We start from the raw sequence: 21,096 nt of genomic DNA on the forward strand, positions 1-21,096 counted from the left end.
TAATTGTTTAGTACTCGCATTGATTTGCTCTAAAACCACTAATTATTGGAAGCAGGATCCGTCAAAAAAATAGGTGTGTGAAATCAGAGGTGGGCAGATATCGCAGCTCTCGCGTTATTGAGCATCATATCTGCAAGAAGAGGGTCTTTGCCTATCGGATCAGCATACACGAGAGGGATCTCTTTCCCGTTCTCAAGAGTGAAACTGCCGCGGCGTTCCCCGGTTTTCAAACCAAGAAGTTCCGGGATGTCATGCAGAACATGCACGCCTTTTGCAAGGAAAAGCGGAACGACAACAAGAAGATCGAGATCCTCTTTTTTCATAAAATCGAGCCCTTCAACAACATTCGGGCTGCTGTTTTCCATAAAACAGGACCGAAGAAGATACTCGTCGGTTTTTTCACCGATGAGTTCCGCTGTGGCGGTGACAAGTTCTTTATTGTAGTTGAGTCTGCTTCCATGACCTATCAGAAGTAAACCTTGTTTGCTCATAATTAATTTATGACACACACACTATAAAATAAATTGGATTTATATCCAGATAGTCTGACCTGAGACGCGCCTGGAATCAGCATGAGGAAAAACGTTCATGTCTCTGTCCCGCAGGGATATTTTTCTTCGAGAGACTTTGTTGAACAGGGCTTGATATCGATGACCGGCGTATTATCCAGAGCATCCAGACCGCGTACGGTGAGGATATTTTCCTGTATCTCCTCGAGGGTGACTGGAGTCAGAGACACCGGGTTTGGACGGTCCGGCGACCGGGTGTTGAACACCCCAGTGAGAGGATTTTTCCTGTCACCGCGCGGGTGGACACGCAGAACACTGCGGTCGGACCGGTCAAACCAGCAAAGAACAAACATCTCTTTTCCGGCAGAAAGTCCTTCAAGACCCTGAATATACGTTGGATCTATGATAATTTTGCTGATAAGGTCCGTGTCTCTTTCCGTAAACGGAGGGGAACTTCGCTCCTTGAACGATGAGACCACCGTGCCGATAGGTCTGCACACATACTCTTGCGTCATTGAATCTCCTGTTTGTCTGCAGAGATGATCATCTTTATTCACATGGCACCACAATAGGCAGTTCGTTATGCAGGATGACTTCGACTTTTATCCCGTACACATCCTCGATTATCTGCGGGGTCACGCCGTATTTATCGCATGACGCATAGATTTCTCCGTTTTTCATGAAAACGAACCGGTCTGCAAACCGCAAAGCAAGGTTGAGATCATGCATGGTCATGATCGTAGCACAGTTGTGACGGTCGACCACATGACGAATAAGCTTTAGGATCTCCATCTGCCGGGAAAGATCGAGAGCGCTGGTCGGTTCATCGAGCAGAAGAACGGAGGGTTCCTGAACGATAGCACGGCAGAGACAGACCCTCTGCAGTTCGCCGCCTGAGAGCTCATCGATATATCTGAGCTGCATCTCAGAAAGCCCGAACTTTTCAAGTGCATCATACACAAGTTCGTAATCATGTTCGGTTATCTTCCAACCGATGTGGGGTTTTCTTCCCAGAAGAACGGAATCAAAAACGGTCATACGGGCCGCCTCATTTCTCTGGGCAACGTATCCTGCTTTTTTGGCGATCTCGGAGCCTGACATTTTTGCCAGATCATGTTCATCGATCATGATCGTGCCGGTCTTTGGTCTAAGAATCATATTCATGCATTTGAGCAGTGTGGATTTTCCAACACCGTTTGGACCGAGGATAGCGAGGATCTCTCCCTGAGCCACACCGACATCAATTTTTTCCAGAACTTTCGAGGTGCGGTACTCAAAATCAACACCGTTTACGGTCAGGATCGCGGTCCCGTTGCCGCCATTGTGATGTTCGTGAGCATGTTCATGGGAGTGAGGGTGGGTATGGATCACACCATCCCCATGTCTGTGGGGATGGTTGTGAAGCTCTTCGTCTAAATGATCCCCGGTCACATCCGCCTCCCCCTGATAATAAGATAGATGAATACAGGAGCGCCTAAAAATGAAGTCAAGACCGCAACCGGGAGGACATGCGGAGCGATCATCGTCCGGGCAACCGTGTCTGAGACCAGAAGGAGAAGAGAACCGCAGACGATACTTGCCGGGATCAGAAACCGGTGATCATCTCCGACGATCCTGCGCATCATGTGCGGACAGACCAGGCCGACAAATCCGATAATGCCGAGAAAGGACACAATGACCGCACTGATCAGGGATGCGGCGATCATGCCGATCAGTCTGGTGCGTCCTACATTAACGCCCAATCCTTTGGCCGTTTCTTCTCCTGCATCGATCGCATTGTAATCCCAGCGTTTGTAAAAGATATACACCGCACAGATCAGAGCGATCAGAGAAATCAGGCCGAGTTCAAACCAGCTGGCACGCGATACATCCCCAAACTGCCAGAAAACGATGGAGGCAAGGCGCGTATCATCAACAAAATACTGTATCGCCATCAGGCCTGCAGTGAACAGAGAACTGATCGCCACGCCCGCAAGAACCATCGTCTCAGGGGTCGCCCCGCGGATCTTGGCGATGAAGAGGATGATCACGGTGGTCAGAATGGAAAAAACAAACGCCGATAATGTTGTCAGATACGGGTTGTTTATAACGACCGCGTCGGCGATGCTGCTTCCGGTCGTTCCGGCTCCGAAGAGAAGGATGCCGACCGCCGCACCGAATGCGGCCGCATTGGAAAGGCCGAGCGTGAAGGGGGATGCGAGCGGATTACGCAAAACAGACTGCATAGTTACGCCAGCGATCGCCAAACCCGCTCCCGCTATGATCGCAGTCAGCGCCTGGGGGATCCGGATGTTCCAGATGATCCGTTCATAAAGGCTTGTTCCCGCTCCGCCGAATATGGTCACGATGATATCCGGGATCGGGATACTGACAGCGCCGACCGACACCGAGATCAGAAACATGACTGCGGTCATAACGACCCCGATAAGAACGATGAAGACTTTTTTTCCAATATATTTCTGATAGTTTTCAGCAGATCTGACGATTTTTTCACTCATTATAATCACAGCCTATGAATGAGGATCACTGCGCCAATCTTTGATACGAGAGACCGTTCATATTCGCCTTCAGCTGCTCATAGACAGGAGCGCCGTCGATGAAGGTGTAGATCTCATCTGCCTTTGCTGCAGGATCGATATCCGCAAATCGACCGGGATAGAGGATCGTTCCTATGTAGTAGGCATTTGCCATACTCGTTTCGTGGTTCGTACCCATTGAGGTGTGAGGATTGACCGCATAGACTTCCCCTGTCCTGACCGCTGTCAGTTCCTGATAGGACGGATCGTTCTGCAGTTCAGAGATCCCGCCGCCGCCGGCAGCCGACATCGTGTTCAGATCGACAAAGATGATGGCCGGATCCCAGGCAAGGATCTGTTCCTTAGATACTGCCGCATATCCGGTGCTCGTTGCCGTGTTGACGCCGGAGGCGGCATTCTTTGCATGAAGAACGGTGAACGGATAATAGGTTGGGTCAGTCCCGTCGATCCCGTGGGCTCCGCTGTAGGAGATGCCGCCGACATACACGATCGGTTTATCAGCATCCGAGACGCCGGCAGTCCGGCTTTCGAGATCCGCACGGGTATCGTCGAAGTATTTGATCACTGCTTCGGCCCGGGGTTCTGCATGGAGGATCTTTCCGATCATTCGCAACGATTGAGCTACTTTATCACCGTTCGTAACATAATCTCCCGAGTAGAACAAAACGACCGGGATACCGGTCTTTTCCTGGATCTCATTTGCGGACTGGATAACGGTGTCGCTGTATCCTGCCATAAACAAAACATCAGGATCAGCAGATAAAAGCCGCTCGGCATCAACAACGCCTTTGGCGGTCCCAAGAACCGGGAGCTCTTTGATTGTCGGATTGGCGATCATGTAAGGACGGGATTCCCCGGTAGAAGCAAGAAAATTGCTGTCCTGATAATCTATTGCGATCATCCGGTCAGTCACATTAAGATAAGCAAAGTAGCGGGATGAACCCGAGCCGCTGACAGCGATCCGCTGCGGATCATCAGGCACGATCACAACACGGCCGGAAGAATCGGTGATGGTGATCGTACCGTCTCCCGATTCCTCCGGAGAGGTTACGCAGCCTGCAGACATACAGGCCAGAGCGATAACAAAGACTAAAAGTAGAGCAGACAGTTTTTTCATAGTATTATCATTTTTCAATTACGTCATACTACATATTATGTATTTCTATTTCATAGGTCTTGTTAGCACAAACACTTCAATTTCGTATGATTTATTATCCCATATAACCTCTATACTATTTATGAAAAGTTTTGATGATGCAGTGGAATTCCACGGACATACCTGCGGGGGACTTGCCCTGGGATACAAAGCCTGCGAACTTGCCGTCGAAAAACTCGGACTCTCCTTCTCCGAAGACGAAGAAGTAGTCTGTATCACGGAAACGGATTCCTGCACGGTCGACGCGATCCAGGTTGTTCTCGGCTGCACTGCAGGAAAAGGCAATCTGTTTATCAACAACTGGGGAAAGAATGCCTTCTCCTTTTATCGGCGCGACAATGACACCTCGATCCGTCTGGTCGCCAACCCTGAATCCAGGAATGAAGATCCAAAGATGACGGAACTTCGTCAAAAGGTATTCTCCGGAAAGGCGACCTATGAAGAAGATGAACAATACCATGCCCTCTCTCATGAATGGATCGACACGATCCTCGCCACGCCGGCGGAGAAATTATTCACCGTAAAAGAGGCGGTCGAACTTCTCCCGGGCCGCGCAAGGATCTATAATAATGTGATCTGTTCCGTCTGCGGCGAACAGGTCGCCGAGGGACTTGCCCCCGTCATCGACGGAAAACCGGTCTGTATCCCCTGTTTGAGAAAGTAAAACACCACCTCATCTTTTTTTGCGGAGTGCAGCCATAGGCCGCCCGTAATCATGATTCGCGCACGCAACTCATAAAATTATTTAGTAGTAAAGCAACATAATTTGTATCAAATCGCCGAAGAGTTAAAAGGAGACAGAAATGGCAAAAAAACTCATGATACAGGGAACCATGTCCAATGTGGGAAAAACCACCCTGACAGCCGGTCTTTGCCGGATCCTCGCTCAGGACGGGCACCGTGTCGCCCCATTCAAACCGCAGAACCTCGCTTCAGCGGCATATGTCACAAAATCCGGGGACAAAATCGGGATCGGCCAGGCGGTCCAGGCTGAAGCGGCAGGGATCGAACCTGACGGACGGATGAACCCTGTCCTCGTCAAACCGTGCGGATCAGGGACCGAGGTCTGTATCAGAGGAAAACCGGTTCCCGGGATCACGGAATACGGCAGCATGACCAAGCTCATGCCTGAAGTGCTTTCCGCATTCCAAAGTCTGGAGAAAGAGTATGATATCATCATCATCGAAGGGGCGGGAGCCGCTGCCGAACTCAACCTCATGGACCGTGACATCGCCAACATGGGTTTTGCGAAAAAAGTCAGCGCTCCGGTCATCATCGTCGGCGACATCGAACGCGGCGGAGTGTTTGCTTCGCTTTACGGGACATTTGGTCTCTTCGACGACGCGGCGAAAAAACTCGTCCGCGGTTTTGTTATCAACCGGCTCAGCGGCGACCCGAAGCATCTTGGGATCGGGCCGTCGCGTCTCACCGATCTGACCGGGGTCCCGGTCCTCGGCGTTGTCCCAAAACTCGACATCCATCTGCAGGAAGAGGATATCCCGGGACCGATACCCCGTGACGACAGCCTGCTTGAAAACAAAGCGTACCGTGAACATCAGCTGGATCTGCTCGCCGATGCTCTCCGCAAAGCGCTCGACATGGATGCGGTGTATAAAATACTGGAGGAAAATACATGAAGTTCGTTATATCATACAGCTGCGGAAAGGACAGCACCCTTTCACTTCACAAAATGATCGCCGCCGGGCATACGCCGGTCGGACTGCTCGTCATGGTGAACAGGGACGAAAAACTCTCCTGGTTCCACGGAGTCGATCTTGGTCTGCTTGAACAGATCTCAGCCTCGCTTGAGATCCCGCTGATCAAATGCGAATCAGGGGGAGAGGAGTACCATCTGGAACTCGAAGAAGGACTCCGCCGTGCAAAACAGCTCGGAGCCGAACTCTGTGTCTTCGGGGACATTGACATCGAAGAACACATGGAATGGGGCATGGCGAGATGCAAGGCCGCAGGACTTATTCCCTATTACCCGCTCTGGCATCGAAACAGAGAGGAAAATACGAAAGAACTCATCGATCTTGGGTATCAGTGCGTGATAAAGTGTGTCCGGAATGCTGATCTTCCAAAAGAGATCCTCGGAAAAGTTCTGGATCATGAGATGGTCGCATTCATGAAGGAGAAGGGGATCGATGTCTGCGGTGAAAACGGCGAGTATCATACCGTCACCGTAGGCGGACCGATCTTTCAGATGCCGGTTCCGTATGAATGCGGCGAGATCTTAGATCTCGGCAACACCTCTGTTATCAGCGTCACGCCAAAATCTCTTTGATCCGGCCGGATCACAATAACCAACTATTATTTTTTTCAGGGGTCCATGTATGCATATGGATACACTTGTTTGGAGTATTGAACTCCCGCCCGAGACCGGCTCATGGTACACTGCGGTCGATTATGTCGTCAACGATCTCGGGATCTTTGCAAAAACCGAAGAGCGGTCGAAAAAGAGCGGGGCGGCTGCCCAGTTATGGGGATTTCGGGCCGGAAAAAACAAAGTGAAAGGGACCGATTATCTCGCCCGGATACAAGGCAGGCAGGCTCTTCTCTGGGAAAAGATCACTGAGGTGATACCGGGTGATCGGCAGATAACCGTTTTTGGAAACAGACAGACGAAGATCGTGCTCTTCTGTTCACCGGAAAATTTTTCGGCTGTCAGGGATATGGTCGAACGGATGACCAAAACCCGCCCGATGGAGAGAGGACCAAGCCGCAAGGCCGCCGGCTGGCTGTGTTGGGAACAGGACGAGGACTGGGAAGCGGGCGAATCTCTGGAGGAGATGGTCGAAGCTGAACGAAACGGGGATCAGCGTTTCATCGAGGACGAGATCCTTGCCGAGACGGTTCTGCGATAGATATGCATATATCCCGCCTCGCGCAATAGGACATGAGTATGGGTGCATTTATCGACAGCCTGAAAACCAGTGCCAAAATCGGCGCTGATGAAGTAAAGAAGTCAATGAGGGTCAGCCAGCTTCAGACGGAGATCAGCCAGCTGGAGAAGAAGCAGACTGAAATCTATGCCAGTATTGGAAAGCTGGCAGTCGAGTCCGAAGGTTTAGAAAAGTTTGGGGATATTGGAACCGAACTTGCAGGACTGGAGGAGGAAACTGCCGCAAAGAGGGCTGAACTCAGCGGGATGAAAACCCCGGCAGACGGATCCGCTGCCTGCGGGGATGGTTTTTGTAAAAACTGCGGTACAAAATACACCGAAGGAACCAAGTTCTGCAGTTCCTGCGGTGCGAAACTTACCTGATCTTTTTTAGACGGATATGGGGATGCAGAAATACGTGCATACCCGCTCCTTTCCGCATATGTTTCTGCCAGGTGAGCGGGTGGTACTGGGGATAGGCAATACCGATGAACAGCAGAAGTATTCCTGCATACTGGATCCAGGAAACCGATTCGCCAAGAATAATGACCGCACAGATGATAGAAGCCGGCAATTCCGATGAACTGAGGATCGTGGTCATTCCGGTCGGGATCCTCGGTGCGGCGATCGCAAACAAAAACATCGGCACAACACATCCGATCGACCCCAGGATGACCCCATACTGCCAGATCCCGGAAGCGAATATTCCTTCCGTGAAATACCGGGGCGTAAAGAGAAATATCATCATGACAAGCGAGGAACTGATGATAAGATAACTTCTGTTCAGGGGATGCATCCCGATCTCGACCCTGCCGAGCAGGAACATATATAATGCGTAGAGAAGGGCGGAGAGAAGCCCGAATATCACACCGGCCGGATCAAGCGGCCCTTCCAGTCCGGCAAAACCTGCAGCCAGAAACGTTCCGATGACGAGAAGGATGACGGATATGACTATCTTCGGCTGAGGGAGTCTCCTCTCGGCGACCGCCTGGATCAGGACACCCATCCAGGTGAACTGGAAGAGGAGAATGACGGAGATGTACGCCGGCACGGTCTGGAGAGAAAGACAGTAGGTCACCGTAACAAGACCGATACAGGCTCCGGCAAGGAACACGCCGGGAATGCGGCGAAAGAGCGGTCTTGGATCACCCGTTTTGGGGAGAGGCTGATTTTTCACGCGGCGAAACAGATAAAAACCGGCTATAATAACGGAAAGGATCAGCCACCCGTAAAAGTACTGGCTCATAACCAGATCCTGCCATGAAAAACCGGCAGCATATGCAAGTTTTATCACGGGCGATGAAGGCCCGTAGCAGCATCCGCCGAGAAAAACAAGGAGGGGGAATATGAGCAAACGAAGGTCCATTTCTGTCCCTTATTATTTGCGTTCCATCTATTTTAAGCCGGCAGAGGAGCAAAAAATCTTATGAAAAACCCCGCTTCAGCATGTTTTTTTCGAGCTGTAAGAGGGATATTTTGATCTCCGGATCAGGGGAGAATCCGCCGGGACTTCCGTCGGCTGCGATGACACGATGACACGGCACGATCAGCGGCGTAGGATTTCGCGCCATAGCGTTTCCAACAACACGGGGATGCGTCCCGACCGCTTTGGCGATCTCGCCGTAACTTCGTGTTTCACCGTAGGGGATCTCTGATACGGCACGGTAGATCTTCGCATAAACGCTGTCGCCTGACACCGCGGATGAGATCAGCGGGGAAAAACCGGTCCCTTTTCCTGCAAGGAACATGGTGAACTGGACCGGGACTTGACCCTCCGGCGCTGTGCGGACGAATCTGACCCGGTGGACCGCCTGACCGTCATAATCGACCGCGACCTTCCAGAGCCCGAAACTACAGCCGCCCTGACGCATCACGCCCCCATTGTGCCAACGTTGTTTTCACCGTATCCACATCACACTCTTTCAGTTCGGCCTGCATCCAGGGAGAAAGACCGCCGAAGATCTCGCCTTCCAGGAATCTCTGGTCCCCGAGGATCAGAACGCCCCGGTCGGTCTCGGTTCGAAGCACCCGCCCGAGAGCCTGCATCGATTTGTTGATCGCGGGAAGCGTGTAGGCGATGAACTCGCCTTCCGCTCCGAACTTGCGCCGGTAATAACTGTTGACCATCCGCCTGACCGGCGTGAACGGAGCGAGCGGGAGCCCGATGACCATTGCCGCGGTCAGTTGATCTCCCCGGTAATCCAGTCCTTCGCTCCATTTTCCGCCGCAGACGGCGAAAAGTACACCGGATTTGTGTTTTCCCGGCAGGGAGATGAACTCTTTGAGCGCTTCGTTCGCCTCATCCGACTCACGCGGCTCGATGAACACCTGTTTATTTCGGATCCTGCTTATGCATGCTTCGGCGAATCTGCTCTGGAGCTGATAGGAGGGGAAGTATATCGCGATGTTTCCCGGAAGTTTGGCAAAGGCAAGGATGTATTCCTGAATAGCCTGCGTGTTTTCAGCGTTCTGCCGTTTGGAAAATGCAGTCGTGATGTCCCTTGTCCCAAGAACCATCCTGTTTTCTTTGGGAAAAGAGTTTGCAAGCGACAGGGTCTTCACCGGCATACTGCCGAAGTAATATTTTTTGTATGAACCGACCGGGGAGAGCGTTCCGCTGATCAAAACGGTCGCTGCATGTTTGGAGACGAGCTCCTGAAGTCTGTCGGCAGGGTCGATGTTTCGGACTTCGAGCGTGATGACCTCGGTGTCTTTGGTGTAGACAGTCAGAAATGCCGGGTCGGTCGAGGAGCGGTAGAGCCGGATCAGAAACTCGCAGAGTTTTTCGATCGCCGACTCGCGGTAGTCGCCCCGCTCGATGCCGCGTTCGCGCATGGCCTCTTTGATGGAAATGATGTCTTCCAGCATCGCCTCGGGTTTTTCGTAAAGGGAACCTTTGATGATGAACCGGTTGAAGATCTGGGGGTCGAACCAGTCTTCGGCCTCGTTCGATCGCTGAAGTCCGTCGATGAATTCGGCGATCCTGGGGAGGATATGGCGGATCGCCTCGGAGCCGCGGACCTTGTCCCGAAGCGAAGCGATCTCGTTTGCCGCGGCTTCGATGTCGGTGTCCCTTATCCTGATGCTCTGGATCGTCTGGATGACGTCGCCTAAGTTGTGGGCTTCATCTAAGAGGAGCATGACGTTGTGCTCCTCGCACTGGAGATTGACGTAGAGCTGTTCCCTGATATCATCGTTGAAGAGGTGATAGTAGTTGCAGATGATAACATCGGCCCCTTTGGCCGCTGAGAGCATGAGGTCGTAAGGGCAGACCTTTCCGGCAAAACTCAGAAGTTCATTCGGGCGGACGATCTGCTTCTGGGCGATCTCGGATTTCCGCCTGAGTTCGGGCGAGGGGATCATCCGGCGGCCGCCTTCTTCGCTTTGGATGAAGACCCGGCTGTTGACGAAGTAGGGGCAGATAAGGGGGTGTTCCCGGTCCTGTTTTCTGATCTGGTCGAGGATCACTTTGTCGGTCGCGGGGTCGAAGGAGCCGCGGTCGGCCCTCTGCTGCATAAGAGATGAGGTGAATGCTTTGACTCCTTCGCATCTCCGGTAGACATCGCCGAATCCCCCGAGGGGACACATGTTTCCTTTGCCGATCAGGTAGACGAATTTCAGGGTCGGCTGCTTTTTTTGTCTGATGAGATCGAGTTCACGGATAAAGATCTGGAGCTGCGAGATAGTCCGGACGGCGATGAGGATCTTTCGTCCGTTGGCTTTCGCGAGAAGGCTTGCAATGACGCTGGATTTTCCGCTACCGGTCGGTGCGTCGACTAAGAGGACGCCGTTTTGTTCGGCGGTTTTTTCAACCTCTTCGAGCATTTCCTTTTGGTTTTTCCGGTAGGTCTGGTAGGGAAAAAAATCAGCGGTGTCTGCCATGAGTAATGTATTATTTGTCTGGACCCATATCTATTAAGTATGCCTCTTTCGACCCAGACCAAAGATCAGATACTTACGCTTCTCAAAAAGGTGGAGACGTGTTCCCGGCAGGGGAGTTTTGCCGGGTCGGAAAAGATCATCGCGCCGGATGCGGTCCTGTTTGCACCGGGTATCGAACAACGCGGACGCGAGCAGTTTTCTCTTAAGCCTCTTGTGTTCGAACGGTCTGAGGTGAAGGGGGAGGGCGTGATCGCCTGGGTGTCGGGCGAGTGTACTTCTGACGGAAAACCCGGCCGGTTCTCGGCGGTCCTGCGGGGAACGGGACATGCCTGGGAGCTTGTTCTTCTGCATATCGCGTGAAAAAGTCCTCAATCCATACTATTAATATTGATATCGCGCTATGCTGGATCATGAGAGAAAGCGGGTTGGACGCGAAACGCGACCGACCTCAGCGGAGGCGGGGTGAGGCGACAGGCTCGCCCTCAGCCGAGCAAGTCGTCAGACTTGCGAGCAAATCTTTGATTAGCAACTGGGGGACGGGCCGTCAGAGAGCCGGATTGATATGTGCAGTGACCGGTACGGTTTTACTGTGGATCCCGATCGGTCTGATGATCGTGACCGCTTTTATCGGAACATTATCAGCCGGGAGGCTGCTGATGGATTATTTTATGCCGGCCGAGCTGTTTTTCCTTGTTCTGGCAGGATGGATCCTGCTCCTTATCGGGTCATTGGTCACGCAGAGGATGAGGATCCTGGTGGCGGCGCTTGGAGGCGCAGCTTTCGTGCTTCTTTTTGCAAGTCAGCTGACCGCGGTTCTGAGCGGGCTTGCTTCCGGCGCCATTCCTGCGGAAGGTTTTATCTGGTATCTTGTACTTGGGATGCTTATCTTGTATGATGTGCTGGTGATCGTTTTGGGCGTTGCCGGGATCCGTCTTTCGCATGCAGTGAAGACGGCGGCATGATCTCAAATGAAAAAACTGAGGTACTTATGATAGGCACTTCGATTTCGTGTACGGAGTTAGTGTGGGTTTATTCGCGGTTGGCTTTCTCATGCTTCCGCACCCAGCAAAATCCTTCCAAAATCTCACTTTCAGCCGACAAATCCTTTCGCCCCCTTTTTTTCGTGAAGCTCGTGTGATACCCGCAATCGCAAACCTTCGGTTTAGTCGCAAGTTTCCTTCGAAAACTTGCTCCGCTAAGGCCGAACCTTGCGGTTCACCCCGCCTCAGCTGAGGGACCTAAAGGTCCCCGCTATCCCTACAGCCCGCATACATCCCTGATCAGCGCCGCCGCTTCCTGGTCCCTTGCTCCCCCGCATTTCCGCACGATCCCCAGATGATACTCAATCAGTTCACGCAGTTTTGGATCATGATCCATCACATACCTTGTGGCATGGACCGTTGCATCGATCACTGAATTGAACCCCCTGTTCACCGGCCGGAGCTGATCACGGCAGTACTCTGACCCCACCGGTTCAAGTTCGACAAACAATGCCTCCTTCGTCTCATTCACCACCTCGGCGGTAAATGCCATCCAGGCATCCGCATCACAGAGAAGCTGCATCACCGTTCCGCCGACAAACACCTTCCGGAGATCCGGTTTTGCCACATCGGAAAATGCATACAGCGGATACAGATAGGAGTCGCTCACAAAGTTTGCGGTCACCCAGCCGTACTTCGCCACGTTCTCCGCGGTCTTTGACCCCTTATACAGGATCATCTTCGGATACTGACCTGCTCTGACGATGATCCCGATCGGCGCCGCATTATCTTTCGTGACCGCGATCACCTCAGTGATCCCTTCGCCTAACAGTCCCATTGCCACCCCTCCAGAAGCGCGGTGAAGATCCCGGCAATACAGATATCCGCAAGGGATCCCGGATTCACACCTCCCCTTATGCACTCCTCATCGAAACTGCTCAGCGAAAGTCCGCCGGCACGAACCGTCTGTGCCCGTTCCATCACTGAAACGGCCCTCGCATACCCGAACTTCTTCGCGATGAACGTATCGGGATGTGCGGCCATCAGACGCAGAAACATATCCTGGATCGAATCGGCCCCGTCCTTTTCCTTTAGGATATCAGCGGCTTTCCGGGTCAGTGAAAACCCGTTCGTCCATTCGCGGGCCACCATATCGGTCCCGCTCGAATACGCCATCACATCATACATCGTCATCTGTTTCTCCCGAAGCATAGCGATAGACGCGGGATCATTCACATCCATTTCATCCTCCTTGTTCATCCGGACCTGGGTCCTGCCGAAAGCCTGATAAAAAAGCACGGCGTCTTCGACCGTTGTCTGTTTCACGGCCTCACACGCCCCGGCGATACCATTGCCTTTGATCAGCGGAAGAAGAAGAATGAACGCCCCAAAATGGGTGTTCCCTCCCGCATGACCGTTCGTGTGAACGACTGCCGCATACATCGCCTCGCCAAGCGTCATCTGCGGAACTCGTTCAAAAACACCGCGGGCGAGCACTGCGGATGCCAGAAAATGCCGGAACTTCGTGTCCTCATAATCATGGAACCGGTCGATATTTCCCGGTTTGATACTGGCGCTCACCTCAAGGAGCATCGAAAGCTCAGCAGTTTCAGCCAGAGAAAGCTTAGACATCTTCAAAGATCTTCTTCACGATCTTCTCTGAAAGCGTGCGTTTCAGAGCCATATACTCATTCATCGGGAGATCGATCGACTTCAGCGTCATATCCCGGAACATACAGGGCGTCGAGGATTTGCAGCAGTAGGCAAGACTGCCAAAACAGGTATGGCTTCCTTGCGAAAGAGGGGTCCCGGCCGTCAGCTCCTTTTTCAGATTCAGATACCCCTCACGGCTCATCCCTAGCGACTCGAGGGAAGGCAGGAGAGGACACTGTTTCACCGGCATGCAGCAGAATGCAAGAGAGCGGAGATCGCCGCCCCGGCATAGCTGTTTTGGCGCATTATACCAGCCGATCTCTTCAGCGACTGCCCGGATATATCTATCCAGGGTCTGCAGGACACTGACGCTCGCGCTTCGGGCGACCGACACGAGATCCGCACCGTGAGCGAAGTAGTCCATCATCTTATCAGGACTCGTGACACTGTTGTTTGCGATGAGGATCAAAGGACAGCTGTTTCGAATCTGCCGGATCTTGGTGTGTCCCGTATCCATCAGATCGACATGCAGGATCGTTGCGCCGGCTTTCCAGAGCTTTTTTGCAAGTTCTCGGTCATCCGCGACACCCGCCCGGGTCTTCACCGAAACGGTCACCCCCTCGGCGGCAAGGGCTGAAACGATCGCACACAGCTTTTCAGGATTGTGAAGAAGATACTCCCCGCATCCCGCATCGATCATCGGCTGCTGACGGCAGTGGGCATCGATCTCGTATATGACCGAAGAGCCGAACCGTTTCGCCGCGGCAACGAATGCTTCCGGCGTCGCCCCCCTCAGGTTGAGACCGAGAATGATATCCGCCCCGTCTAAAATATCGATCTCGGTCGCTATTTCATCGAAACCGGCATCGAACTCCGTCCGGCCTGCCGCCTCCATTTCAGCCGATGCATTTCTGCTGGGTTCATCTGTATTGTATCCGCCGATAAAGGCGACACCGGCATGTTTACTGCGGGCAAGCACATACTCTGAGTCGGTTATCCCTGCCATAGACGCGAGTACGATCGGGGTTTTGACAGGTCTGCCGTTTATTGATATGAATCTTGATGCTGCCGTCATGAATTCTATATTATATGGTTTTCACTCCTAATTACTATAATGGATTGAGGCAGGGCAAACGGTAGCCTCCCGACACGCGTTCAAGCGGGATGCATCTTCGAAAATCTTCGATCGATATCCCGGCGGATGTCTCGAAAAACTCGAGCACCGTCGTCCAAGGCATAAGATATGCCTCGTTCTTTGAACCCTGACCCCGGAACTCGACGGCTAAAAACCCGCGCCTGCCGGTGTACTTCACGAATCCGGAGATGTTGTCGACCTGATGCACGCCGTCCTTATCTTTGTGAAAATTGCTGGTGAAGTAGAGCCGTTTTCCGTTCAGGGATTTGCACTCGATCGCAAGATAATACACAGGATCCAGCGAATCGACGATGATATCCACATACTGGGTGTTGAAGTGAGACTGTTTGAGCCGGTAGGCAAACCCCTTCTTTTTGTTTTCGGTGAAGAACCGGTTCATGCAGACGACCATCTCCCGCTCAAAGTCGTTACTCATCTGATGTATGATTTTGTACTCAAGAGTGATGAATCTGGCGACCGGATAAACGTCATTATTAATGTCTGTCAGAGCAAATGTACAATCACATATCTCAAAGGAACATATTATGGGAAATTACACGATTGTTCAGGCACGAGCCTTATCTGAGGCCGTATTCGAGATGTGGATCCATGCACCTCAGGTCGCACGCCATGCAAAGGCCGGCCAGTTCTGTATCATCCACGCCGATGGAGCCGGGGAACGGGTTCCTTTGACGATCTCCGGAACAAACGGAGACAATATCAGGATCGCTTTCATGGCTGTCGGAACGACGACGAAACTGCTTGCAACCCTGAAAACGGGCGATGAACTTCGCGATGTTGCCGGCCCCCTTGGGATGCCGAGCGATATCGCCGAAGGACCCGAGACCGTGGTCATCGTCGGCGGAGGGGTCGGTGTCGCATGCACCCCGATCCTTGCGCAGGCGGCAAAAGATGCAGGAAACTATGTCATCGGCATAATCGGTGCGAGAAACCGCGATCTTCTCATCTTCGAGGATGACATGCGGGCGATCTGCAATGAACTCTATGTAACGACGGATGACGGCTCGTACGGGATCAAAGGATTTGCGAGCGGACCCTTAAAGGAGTTGTGCGAATCCGGAAGAAAGATCGACAAGGTCTGGATCATCGGTCCCGGCATGATGATGAAGGTCACAAGCGAAGTGACCCGTCCTTTCGGCATCAGGACCTATGTCTCCTTAAACCCGGTGATGGTGGACGGGACAGGAATGTGCGGGAGCTGCAGGGTCACGGTCGGCGGCGAGATGAAATTCGCCTGCGTTGACGGACCCGAGTTCGATGCGCACGAAGTCGACTGGAACGATCTGATGACCAGACAGAGGATGTACCTCTCAGAGGAGAAGCAGTCGATGGAGTATCATGAGGAACATCACGTCTGCCGCTGCAGGAAGGTGGAGTAAATGGACCGAAATCCAAACCTCAGGATCACCGACTTCAATGAAGTGGATCTCGGACTGTCCAGAGAAGAGGTCATTGCCGAGGCAAAACGGTGTATCCAGTGTAAAAAACCCAGATGCATCAGCGGATGTCCGGTCGGGATCGATATCCCGGCATTCATCCAGGCGATCGCTGATGAAAAATTCCAGGACGCAGCGGATATCATAAAGAAAGACAATATGCTCCCGGCCGTCTGCGGACGCGTCTGCCCGCAGGAGACCCAGTGTCAGGGCGAGTGTATCCTCGGCAAGAAGGATCTGCCGATCTCGATTGGCCAGCTCGAGCGGTTCGTCGCCGACTTCGAGCGAAAGAAGGGAGCGAAGTGCCCGAAGTGTGCGCCTGCCACCGGCAAAAAAGTCGCGGTCGTCGGATCGGGACCAGCGGGTCTTGCCTGCGCCGCCGAGCTTGCACGCCGCGGTCATTCGGTCACGGTCTTTGAGTCCCTGCATGAGGCGGGAGGCGTGCTGATGTACGGTATCCCGGCATTCCGTATGCCTAAAGACATCGTCCAGTATGAGATCGATCAGGTGAAACGCCTCGGCGTCGTGATCAAAACGAACCATATCGTGGGACGTTCCGTCTCGGTCGACGAGCTTTTGTCCTATGATGCCGTGTTCCTCGGGACCGGGGCCGGTCTCCCGTACTTTATGGGCATCCCCGGAGAGAATCTTCCGGGCGTCTACTCGGCAAACGAGTTCCTGACCCGCGTGAATCTGATGGGAGCCAACAAGTTCCCTGAAAACGATACGCCGGTAAAGGTCGGCAAAAAGGTCGTGGTCGTCGGCGGCGGAAACGTGGCGATGGATGCGGCGCGGGTCGCCCGGCGGATGGGCGCTGAAGTAACGCTCATGTACCGCAGAGGCGAAGCCGATATGCCGGCACGACTCGATGAGGTCCGGCATGCAAAAGAGGAGGGCATCATCTTCATGACGGCCACCAATCCGATCGCGATCCTTGGCGGGAACAACACCGTCTGCGGTGTTCAGGCCGTCAAAATGGAACTCGGCACGGCCGGAGACGACGGACGGTGTTCCTTCTACCCGATCGAAGGAAGCGAGTTTGCGGTCGAAGCGGATGTCGTGATCGAGGCGATCGGTCAGGGACCAAACCCGCTTCTCCTCCGGATGCTGCCCGAACTTACCAGAAACAGAAACGGCAGTGTCGCCGTGAACTGTCTTGGGGAAACGAGTATTCCAAAGGTCTATGCCGGCGGCGATGTCGCAACAGGGGCTGCCACCGTGATTCTCGCGATGGGAACCGCGAAAGAAGCCGCGGTCGCGATAGACCATATGCTGAAAAAATAACCAAAATACTCCTTTTTTCTGGGCATGGCAGGCGAATACCTTTTGGGTACTTCAGTTCAACAGTAATACTGCAGTCTTGTCAGAAAATACCGCCAAACAAAACGTTGCGCGCCTTTCGATATTCTCAAACGCCTTTCTCACGATAGCGAAGCTGATCACCGGCCTTAGTATCGGCTCGGTCAGTATAATCTCCGAGGCCATCCATTCGGGGATGGACCTGGCCGCCTCCTTTATCGCCTACTTCTCTGTCAGAAGATCCGCAATGCCTCCGGACACCGATCACGCGTTCGGTCACGGAAAATATGAAGACGCATCCGGCCTCATCGAAGCACTGCTCATCGTCCTTGCCGCCGGGATCATCATCTGGGAAGCGGTGAACAAACTGATCCACGGAGGGGATACCTTGTCTGCGGACCTGCTCTTCATCGGTATGATCGTGATGGGGATCTCCGCCTGCATGAACCTCTTCGTGTCGCAAAAACTCATGAAAGTCGCCAAAGAGACGGATTCCATCGCGCTTGAAAGCGATGCCTGGCATCTGCGGACCGATGTGTTCACCTCGGCCGGGGTCCTTGCCGGACTTATCCTGATACAAATAACCGGACTCACCTTCCTTGACTCGGTCATCGCCATCATTGTCGCCCTCCTGATCCTGCGGGAGGCGGCCTCCCTCATCAGACGGTCGTTTGGTGATCTGATGGATGAAAGCCTGGATGAAAAAGAGATGGAAAAAATCTGTGAGATCATCTGCAGGCATCAGAACGCCTATACCAATTATCACAGTCTCAAAACACGAAAGGCCGGACCCGACAAATTTATCGAGTTCCATCTCATGATGCCGCATGCGACCCCGCTTTCACAAGCCCACAAAGTTTTACAGGAGGTCGAGGATGAACTCAAAGCAGAGATACCCCGGATCACCGTGATCGTGCACCTTGACCCCTGCGACGGCCGGTGTAATCAGGAGACATGCACGTTCTTCTGCCGCAGAAAAACGTGAGACCCCGGTTCACCGCAGAAACATATGCAGGAATCTTCCTGCCGCACTTCTTTTCATCTCGATCGCGTGATACTGGCACATCTCATGGCAGCAGTAACACCGTATGCATTTACTATGATCGAAGCCCGCTTTCCGGTCTTTCATCACTGCCGCCCCGACCGGACAGATCCTCACGCACTGGCCGCAGCCGACGCATATATCCTTTTTTACAACAGGCGCCGGAGCATAATACTTCCCCATCGTCTGGAACCGGCGCAGAACGTTTCTTCTAAACCAGGTGTTCCTGGAAGGAGCGGTGTACGTCGACGGCAAAACAAAATCGGTCAGGGGAATCACCAGGTCCCCGGCCGTTACGACGCGGGCCGGATCCACAAGACCGCGGGCGGCGGCCGCGGCGGTCGTCTGGATCCGCAGAGGATCCATAGAGATCAATTTCTGAGCGGTGACATCAAGAGCATACACCGACTTTGAAGCAAGAATATAGCCGACCCCCCTTGGCTCGCCGCCCATCGGCCCATTCCCTTCCATCCCGAAAACCGCGTCCATCACAACAAAATCAGGTTTGATCAGTTCGTTTAAGTCCACCAGCATCTCGGAAAAATCCGCAGGATCGGGAAACCGGGAATGGAACACCGGTTTGTCGAGACCCGGCACCACCCCGAAGGTATTCTTGACCGCACCGGAAAATCTGGTGAAGATATGGGTCTTCAGTTTGCAGACCGAGATTATGACATCCGCCTCGCACGCAGGATCGATGACCGTGAAATGCTTCATCACCTTCCCTTCCGGATAGGAACGATCCTTTGATCCGGTCTCTGGGTCCATCACGACCCCGAGATCGCCGGCCACCTGCGTGATCCCGCATTTCTGATACACGCGTTTCATCACGCGGGGCGTATATAATATTCCTGCCCCGGGACTGTCCGCGATCATAAGGATGCCGCCCGCGTCGATGATCAGTTTTCCGACCGCAAAGACGACCTCAGGATGCGTACTCACCGCTTTTTCGTATCCCGCATCCGAGAGGAGATTAGGTTTGAGCAGGACCTTTTTTCCTGCAAGGTCCGGGAGTCCGCCGGCTGCTTCAACTGCCCTTTCCACTGCCCGGCATACCTCTTCCCGGTCATATGAACTGCATTGTGCAGATCCGGTTATCTGGTTCATGGCTTATCAACTCTATTACACGGCAGCCGGGAAAAGAGTATTCAATGAGGTCAAAGCTCACTGATCTCTTCGAGAGGCACCCTTTTTCCGGTCTGCAGATAATACACCTTCTCCGCCATCCTGCAGGCATGATCCCCGCAGCGTTCCAGATACCGGTTCACCATATGGCAGGCGCTCCCAAACGGGATCGTCATCCGGCCAGATTCCATCGCCGCGACGATCTCTTTATAGAGAGAGGCATACAGCGTATCGATCTCCTCCTCGATCTTCACACATCCGTGAAGAAGTGAAACATCCCCCGACTCGAACGCAGTATACACCGTATTCAAAATCGAGACCGCGGCTTCGCCTTCTCTGTGAAGGGCTGGCGGGATATCTGCCGGCCGGCTCGCAACGACAAGTTCGGTGATGTCCTTTGCATAGCGGCCGATCCGCTCAGAAGAGGTCACGATGTCCATGCAGCTTGAGATCAAACGCAGATCCTTTGCCATCGGCTGGTTCAGCGCTATCAAAAGGATGCCCCGTTCATTCAGGATCTCATACTGATTATTCACATACTCCTTTTGCCGGATGATATCCGCGGCGATCATCAGATCCGTCGACTCAAACGCCATAAGCGAATTTTTCAGCAATGCAAGCGAAAAACGCCCATACCAGTTCACCTCGTTTTTGTAGGCATCGAGTTCGAGGTGGAAGTAGTCGTTCATCCAAACCTCCCGGTGATGTAGCGTTCGGTCAGTTCCTCTTTCGGATTGGAAAAGATCGTTCCGGTCGTTCCGGTCTCGATCAGTTTTCCAAGGTACATGAACCCGGTCGTATCGCTGATCCGGGCAGCCTGCTGCATGTTGTGGGTCACAATTATCACCGTGTACTTCTTTTTGAGGTCCATGATCAGATTCTCGATCTTGGAGGTGGCGATCGGATCGAGAGCCGAACACGGCTCATCCATCAGGATCACGTCAGGATTCACGGCCAGCGTCCGGGCGATGCAGAGTCTCTGCTGCTGACCGCCGGAGAGGCCGAGAGCCGATTCGTGCAGACGGTCCTTCACCTCATCCCAAAGGACCGCTCCTTTGAGACTGTTCTCGACGATATTGTCGAGGGTTTTTGCATCCTTCGTTCCGTGAGCACGCGGACCGTAGGCGATGTTGTCGTAGATGGATTTTGGAAACGGGTTCGGCCGCTGGAAGACCATGCCGATCTTCCGGCGCAGAAGGACCGGATCGCTGTTCATGATCTCCTCGCCGCGGTAGAGTATCTCGCCTGTCACTTTGCAGTCGGCGATCAGATCGTTCATCCGGTTCATACACCGGAGAAGGGTCGACTTTCCGCACCCGGACGGGCCGATCAGCGCGGTAACGGATTTTTCCTCGAACGGCAGATCGATGTCGTAGAGGACCTGTTTCGCTCCGTAGGAGAGGTTCAGGTTTCTGGTTGATAAGATAGGTGTCATGG

General features: G+C 53.2%; 25 protein-coding genes. 10 read left to right on the plus strand and 15 right to left on the minus strand.

Going from position 1 to position 21,096, the window contains the following annotated elements; translation table 11 throughout:
* Positions 1 to 83 precede the first annotated feature (83 nt).
* From cfbA to EYA77_RS02150, 5 genes are all read right to left on the minus strand, one after another.
* Positions 84 to 491 (minus strand): sirohydrochlorin nickelochelatase, encoded by a 408-nt coding sequence (gene cfbA / locus EYA77_RS02130; protein ID WP_042700516.1) that lies wholly within the window; start codon positions 489 to 491, stop codon positions 84 to 86.
* 95 nt (positions 492 to 586) lie between these two features.
* Positions 587 to 1,024 (minus strand): tRNA (N6-threonylcarbamoyladenosine(37)-N6)-methyltransferase TrmO, encoded by a 438-nt coding sequence (gene tsaA, locus EYA77_RS02135; RefSeq protein ID WP_167815731.1) that lies wholly within the window; start codon positions 1,022 to 1,024, stop codon positions 587 to 589.
* Between the two features lie 34 nt (positions 1,025 to 1,058).
* Positions 1,059 to 1,940 (minus strand): ABC transporter ATP-binding protein, encoded by an 882-nt coding sequence (locus EYA77_RS02140; RefSeq protein ID WP_209314985.1) that lies wholly within the window; start codon positions 1,938 to 1,940, stop codon positions 1,059 to 1,061.
* Positions 1,937 to 3,007 (minus strand): iron ABC transporter permease, encoded by a 1,071-nt coding sequence (locus EYA77_RS02145; protein ID WP_167815732.1) that lies wholly within the window; start codon positions 3,005 to 3,007, stop codon positions 1,937 to 1,939. Before EYA77_RS02145 ends, EYA77_RS02140 begins: the two co-directional genes overlap by 4 nt.
* Positions 3,008 to 3,032: 25 nt before the next feature.
* Positions 3,033 to 4,163, minus strand: a complete 1,131-nt coding sequence (locus tag EYA77_RS02150) for an iron ABC transporter substrate-binding protein (protein ID WP_042700525.1) — start codon at positions 4,161 to 4,163, stop codon at positions 3,033 to 3,035.
* Positions 4,164 to 4,284: 121 nt separating this feature from the next.
* Between EYA77_RS02150 and EYA77_RS02155 the strand changes: the two genes are divergently transcribed.
* The 5 genes from EYA77_RS02155 to EYA77_RS02175 all read left to right on the plus strand — a co-directional run bounded on the left by EYA77_RS02155 (position 4,285) and on the right by EYA77_RS02175 (position 7,470).
* Positions 4,285 to 4,866, plus strand: a complete 582-nt coding sequence (locus EYA77_RS02155) for an FmdE family protein (RefSeq protein ID WP_167815733.1) — start codon at positions 4,285 to 4,287, stop codon at positions 4,864 to 4,866.
* 139 nt (positions 4,867 to 5,005) lie between these two features.
* Positions 5,006 to 5,839 (plus strand): cobyric acid synthase, encoded by an 834-nt coding sequence (locus tag EYA77_RS02160; protein ID WP_167815734.1) that lies wholly within the window; start codon positions 5,006 to 5,008, stop codon positions 5,837 to 5,839.
* The gene (locus EYA77_RS02165) at positions 5,836 to 6,489 is read left to right on the plus strand and encodes a diphthine--ammonia ligase (protein WP_167815735.1); all 654 of its coding nucleotides are present in this window, start codon (positions 5,836 to 5,838) and stop codon (positions 6,487 to 6,489) included. Before EYA77_RS02160 ends, EYA77_RS02165 begins: the two co-directional genes overlap by 4 nt.
* Before the next feature lie 55 nt (positions 6,490 to 6,544).
* Positions 6,545 to 7,069, plus strand: a complete 525-nt coding sequence (locus EYA77_RS02170; protein ID WP_167815736.1) for a hypothetical protein — start codon at positions 6,545 to 6,547, stop codon at positions 7,067 to 7,069.
* A gap of 38 nt (positions 7,070 to 7,107) precedes the next feature.
* A complete protein-coding gene (locus EYA77_RS02175) occupies positions 7,108 to 7,470 on the plus strand; it encodes a zinc ribbon domain-containing protein (RefSeq protein WP_167815737.1) in 363 nt (120 codons plus the stop codon).
* Here EYA77_RS02175 and EYA77_RS02180 read toward each other — a convergent pair.
* From EYA77_RS02180 to EYA77_RS02190, 3 genes are read right to left on the minus strand one after another with little or no spacing between them, the layout of a single operon-like run.
* Entirely contained in the window at positions 7,463 to 8,452 is a 990-nt protein-coding gene (locus EYA77_RS02180; RefSeq protein WP_095641946.1) for an EamA family transporter, read from the minus strand. The genes EYA77_RS02175 and EYA77_RS02180 overlap by 8 nt on opposite strands.
* Before the next feature lie 58 nt (positions 8,453 to 8,510).
* Entirely contained in the window at positions 8,511 to 8,957 is a 447-nt protein-coding gene (locus EYA77_RS02185; protein ID WP_095641945.1) for a methylated-DNA--[protein]-cysteine S-methyltransferase, read from the minus strand.
* On the minus strand, positions 8,938 to 10,968 hold the full coding sequence (locus tag EYA77_RS02190; protein ID WP_095641944.1) for an ATP-dependent DNA helicase: 2,031 nt from the start codon (positions 10,966 to 10,968) through the stop codon (positions 8,938 to 8,940). The genes EYA77_RS02185 and EYA77_RS02190 overlap by 20 nt, the downstream gene beginning before the upstream one ends.
* A 39-nt stretch (positions 10,969 to 11,007) precedes the next feature.
* Here EYA77_RS02190 and EYA77_RS02195 point away from each other — a divergent pair, with 39 nt between their 5' ends.
* Both EYA77_RS02195 and EYA77_RS02200 read left to right on the plus strand, forming a co-directional pair.
* The gene (locus EYA77_RS02195; RefSeq protein WP_167815738.1) at positions 11,008 to 11,328 is read left to right on the plus strand and encodes a nuclear transport factor 2 family protein; all 321 of its coding nucleotides are present in this window, start codon (positions 11,008 to 11,010) and stop codon (positions 11,326 to 11,328) included.
* Positions 11,329 to 11,537: 209 nt separating this feature from the next.
* Positions 11,538 to 11,930, plus strand: coding sequence for a hypothetical protein (locus tag EYA77_RS02200; protein WP_095641943.1), 393 nt, complete (start codon positions 11,538 to 11,540; stop codon positions 11,928 to 11,930).
* A 295-nt stretch (positions 11,931 to 12,225) separates the two neighbouring features.
* Here the strand turns inward: EYA77_RS02200 and EYA77_RS02205 are convergent, their stop codons facing one another.
* Genes EYA77_RS02205 through EYA77_RS02220 form a run of 4 tightly spaced genes read right to left on the minus strand, consistent with a single transcriptional unit; the run spans position 12,226 to position 15,172 of the window.
* A complete protein-coding gene (locus EYA77_RS02205; protein ID WP_042700544.1) occupies positions 12,226 to 12,786 on the minus strand; it encodes a DUF447 domain-containing protein in 561 nt (186 codons plus the stop codon).
* Entirely contained in the window at positions 12,774 to 13,580 is an 807-nt protein-coding gene (locus EYA77_RS02210) for a triphosphoribosyl-dephospho-CoA synthase (protein ID WP_042700547.1), read from the minus strand. The genes EYA77_RS02205 and EYA77_RS02210 overlap by 13 nt, the downstream gene beginning before the upstream one ends.
* On the minus strand, positions 13,573 to 14,676 hold the full coding sequence (locus tag EYA77_RS02215) for a methanogenesis marker 9 domain-containing protein (protein ID WP_042700549.1): 1,104 nt from the start codon (positions 14,674 to 14,676) through the stop codon (positions 13,573 to 13,575). Before EYA77_RS02215 ends, EYA77_RS02210 begins: the two co-directional genes overlap by 8 nt.
* A gap of 34 nt (positions 14,677 to 14,710) precedes the next feature.
* On the minus strand, positions 14,711 to 15,172 hold the full coding sequence (locus EYA77_RS02220; protein ID WP_042700553.1) for a Holliday junction DNA helicase: 462 nt from the start codon (positions 15,170 to 15,172) through the stop codon (positions 14,711 to 14,713).
* 109 nt (positions 15,173 to 15,281) lie between these two features.
* On the opposite strand from EYA77_RS02220, the gene EYA77_RS02225 reads away from it, so the two are divergent.
* The 3 genes from EYA77_RS02225 to EYA77_RS02235 all read left to right on the plus strand — a co-directional run bounded on the left by EYA77_RS02225 (position 15,282) and on the right by EYA77_RS02235 (position 18,477).
* Positions 15,282 to 16,136, plus strand: coding sequence for a sulfide/dihydroorotate dehydrogenase-like FAD/NAD-binding protein (locus tag EYA77_RS02225; protein ID WP_167815739.1), 855 nt, complete (start codon positions 15,282 to 15,284; stop codon positions 16,134 to 16,136).
* Positions 16,137 to 17,477, plus strand: coding sequence for an NADPH-dependent glutamate synthase (gene gltA, locus EYA77_RS02230; protein ID WP_167815740.1), 1,341 nt, complete (start codon positions 16,137 to 16,139; stop codon positions 17,475 to 17,477).
* A 76-nt stretch (positions 17,478 to 17,553) separates the two neighbouring features.
* Entirely contained in the window at positions 17,554 to 18,477 is a 924-nt protein-coding gene (locus tag EYA77_RS02235) for a cation diffusion facilitator family transporter (protein WP_042700560.1), read from the plus strand.
* Between the two features lie 9 nt (positions 18,478 to 18,486).
* Here the strand turns inward: EYA77_RS02235 and EYA77_RS02240 are convergent, their stop codons facing one another.
* From EYA77_RS02240 to pstB, 3 genes are read right to left on the minus strand one after another with little or no spacing between them, the layout of a single operon-like run.
* A complete protein-coding gene (locus tag EYA77_RS02240; protein ID WP_167815741.1) occupies positions 18,487 to 19,641 on the minus strand; it encodes a DUF362 domain-containing protein in 1,155 nt (384 codons plus the stop codon).
* A gap of 50 nt (positions 19,642 to 19,691) precedes the next feature.
* Positions 19,692 to 20,348 carry a phosphate signaling complex protein PhoU gene (gene phoU / locus EYA77_RS02245; protein WP_167815742.1) on the minus strand — a complete coding sequence of 219 codons (657 nt, stop codon included), beginning with the start codon at positions 20,346 to 20,348 and terminating at the stop codon, positions 19,692 to 19,694.
* Positions 20,345 to 21,094, minus strand: a complete 750-nt coding sequence (gene pstB / locus EYA77_RS02250; protein WP_167815743.1) for a phosphate ABC transporter ATP-binding protein PstB — start codon at positions 21,092 to 21,094, stop codon at positions 20,345 to 20,347. The genes phoU and pstB overlap by 4 nt, the downstream gene beginning before the upstream one ends.
* Between the last annotated feature and the right edge of the window lie 2 nt (positions 21,095 to 21,096).

Source organism: Methanocorpusculum sp. GPch4 (assembly GCF_012062385.1).
In the GTDB taxonomy this organism is placed as follows: domain Archaea; phylum Halobacteriota; class Methanomicrobia; order Methanomicrobiales; family Methanocorpusculaceae; genus Methanocorpusculum; species Methanocorpusculum parvum.

Bases quoted from the DNA above. Each gene is read 5' to 3' on its own strand.
- cfbA (WP_042700516.1), bottom strand. From the start codon at position 491: ATGAGCAAACAAGGTTTACTTCTGATAGGTCATGGAAGCAGACTCAAC.
- tsaA (WP_167815731.1), bottom strand. From the start codon at position 1,024: ATGACGCAAGAGTATGTGTGCAGACCTATCGGCACGGTGGTCTCATCG.
- EYA77_RS02145 (WP_167815732.1), bottom strand. From the start codon at position 3,007: ATGAGTGAAAAAATCGTCAGATCTGCTGAAAACTATCAGAAATATATT.
- EYA77_RS02150 (WP_042700525.1), bottom strand. From the start codon at position 4,163: ATGAAAAAACTGTCTGCTCTACTTTTAGTCTTTGTTATCGCTCTGGCC.
- EYA77_RS02155 (WP_167815733.1), top strand. From the start codon at position 4,285: ATGAAAAGTTTTGATGATGCAGTGGAATTCCACGGACATACCTGCGGG.
- EYA77_RS02160 (WP_167815734.1), top strand. From the start codon at position 5,006: ATGGCAAAAAAACTCATGATACAGGGAACCATGTCCAATGTGGGAAAA.
- EYA77_RS02165 (WP_167815735.1), top strand. From the start codon at position 5,836: ATGAAGTTCGTTATATCATACAGCTGCGGAAAGGACAGCACCCTTTCA.
- EYA77_RS02170 (WP_167815736.1), top strand. From the start codon at position 6,545: ATGGATACACTTGTTTGGAGTATTGAACTCCCGCCCGAGACCGGCTCA.
- EYA77_RS02175 (WP_167815737.1), top strand. From the start codon at position 7,108: ATGGGTGCATTTATCGACAGCCTGAAAACCAGTGCCAAAATCGGCGCT.
- EYA77_RS02180 (WP_095641946.1), bottom strand. From the start codon at position 8,452: ATGGACCTTCGTTTGCTCATATTCCCCCTCCTTGTTTTTCTCGGCGGA.
- EYA77_RS02185 (WP_095641945.1), bottom strand. From the start codon at position 8,957: ATGCGTCAGGGCGGCTGTAGTTTCGGGCTCTGGAAGGTCGCGGTCGAT.
- EYA77_RS02190 (WP_095641944.1), bottom strand. From the start codon at position 10,968: ATGGCAGACACCGCTGATTTTTTTCCCTACCAGACCTACCGGAAAAAC.
- EYA77_RS02195 (WP_167815738.1), top strand. From the start codon at position 11,008: ATGCCTCTTTCGACCCAGACCAAAGATCAGATACTTACGCTTCTCAAA.
- EYA77_RS02205 (WP_042700544.1), bottom strand. From the start codon at position 12,786: ATGGGACTGTTAGGCGAAGGGATCACTGAGGTGATCGCGGTCACGAAA.
- EYA77_RS02210 (WP_042700547.1), bottom strand. From the start codon at position 13,580: ATGTCTAAGCTTTCTCTGGCTGAAACTGCTGAGCTTTCGATGCTCCTT.
- EYA77_RS02215 (WP_042700549.1), bottom strand. From the start codon at position 14,676: ATGACGGCAGCATCAAGATTCATATCAATAAACGGCAGACCTGTCAAA.
- EYA77_RS02220 (WP_042700553.1), bottom strand. From the start codon at position 15,172: ATGAGTAACGACTTTGAGCGGGAGATGGTCGTCTGCATGAACCGGTTC.
- EYA77_RS02225 (WP_167815739.1), top strand. From the start codon at position 15,282: ATGGGAAATTACACGATTGTTCAGGCACGAGCCTTATCTGAGGCCGTA.
- gltA (WP_167815740.1), top strand. From the start codon at position 16,137: ATGGACCGAAATCCAAACCTCAGGATCACCGACTTCAATGAAGTGGAT.
- EYA77_RS02240 (WP_167815741.1), bottom strand. From the start codon at position 19,641: ATGAACCAGATAACCGGATCTGCACAATGCAGTTCATATGACCGGGAA.
- phoU (WP_167815742.1), bottom strand. From the start codon at position 20,348: ATGAACGACTACTTCCACCTCGAACTCGATGCCTACAAAAACGAGGTG.
- pstB (WP_167815743.1), bottom strand. From the start codon at position 21,094: ATGACACCTATCTTATCAACCAGAAACCTGAACCTCTCCTACGGAGCG.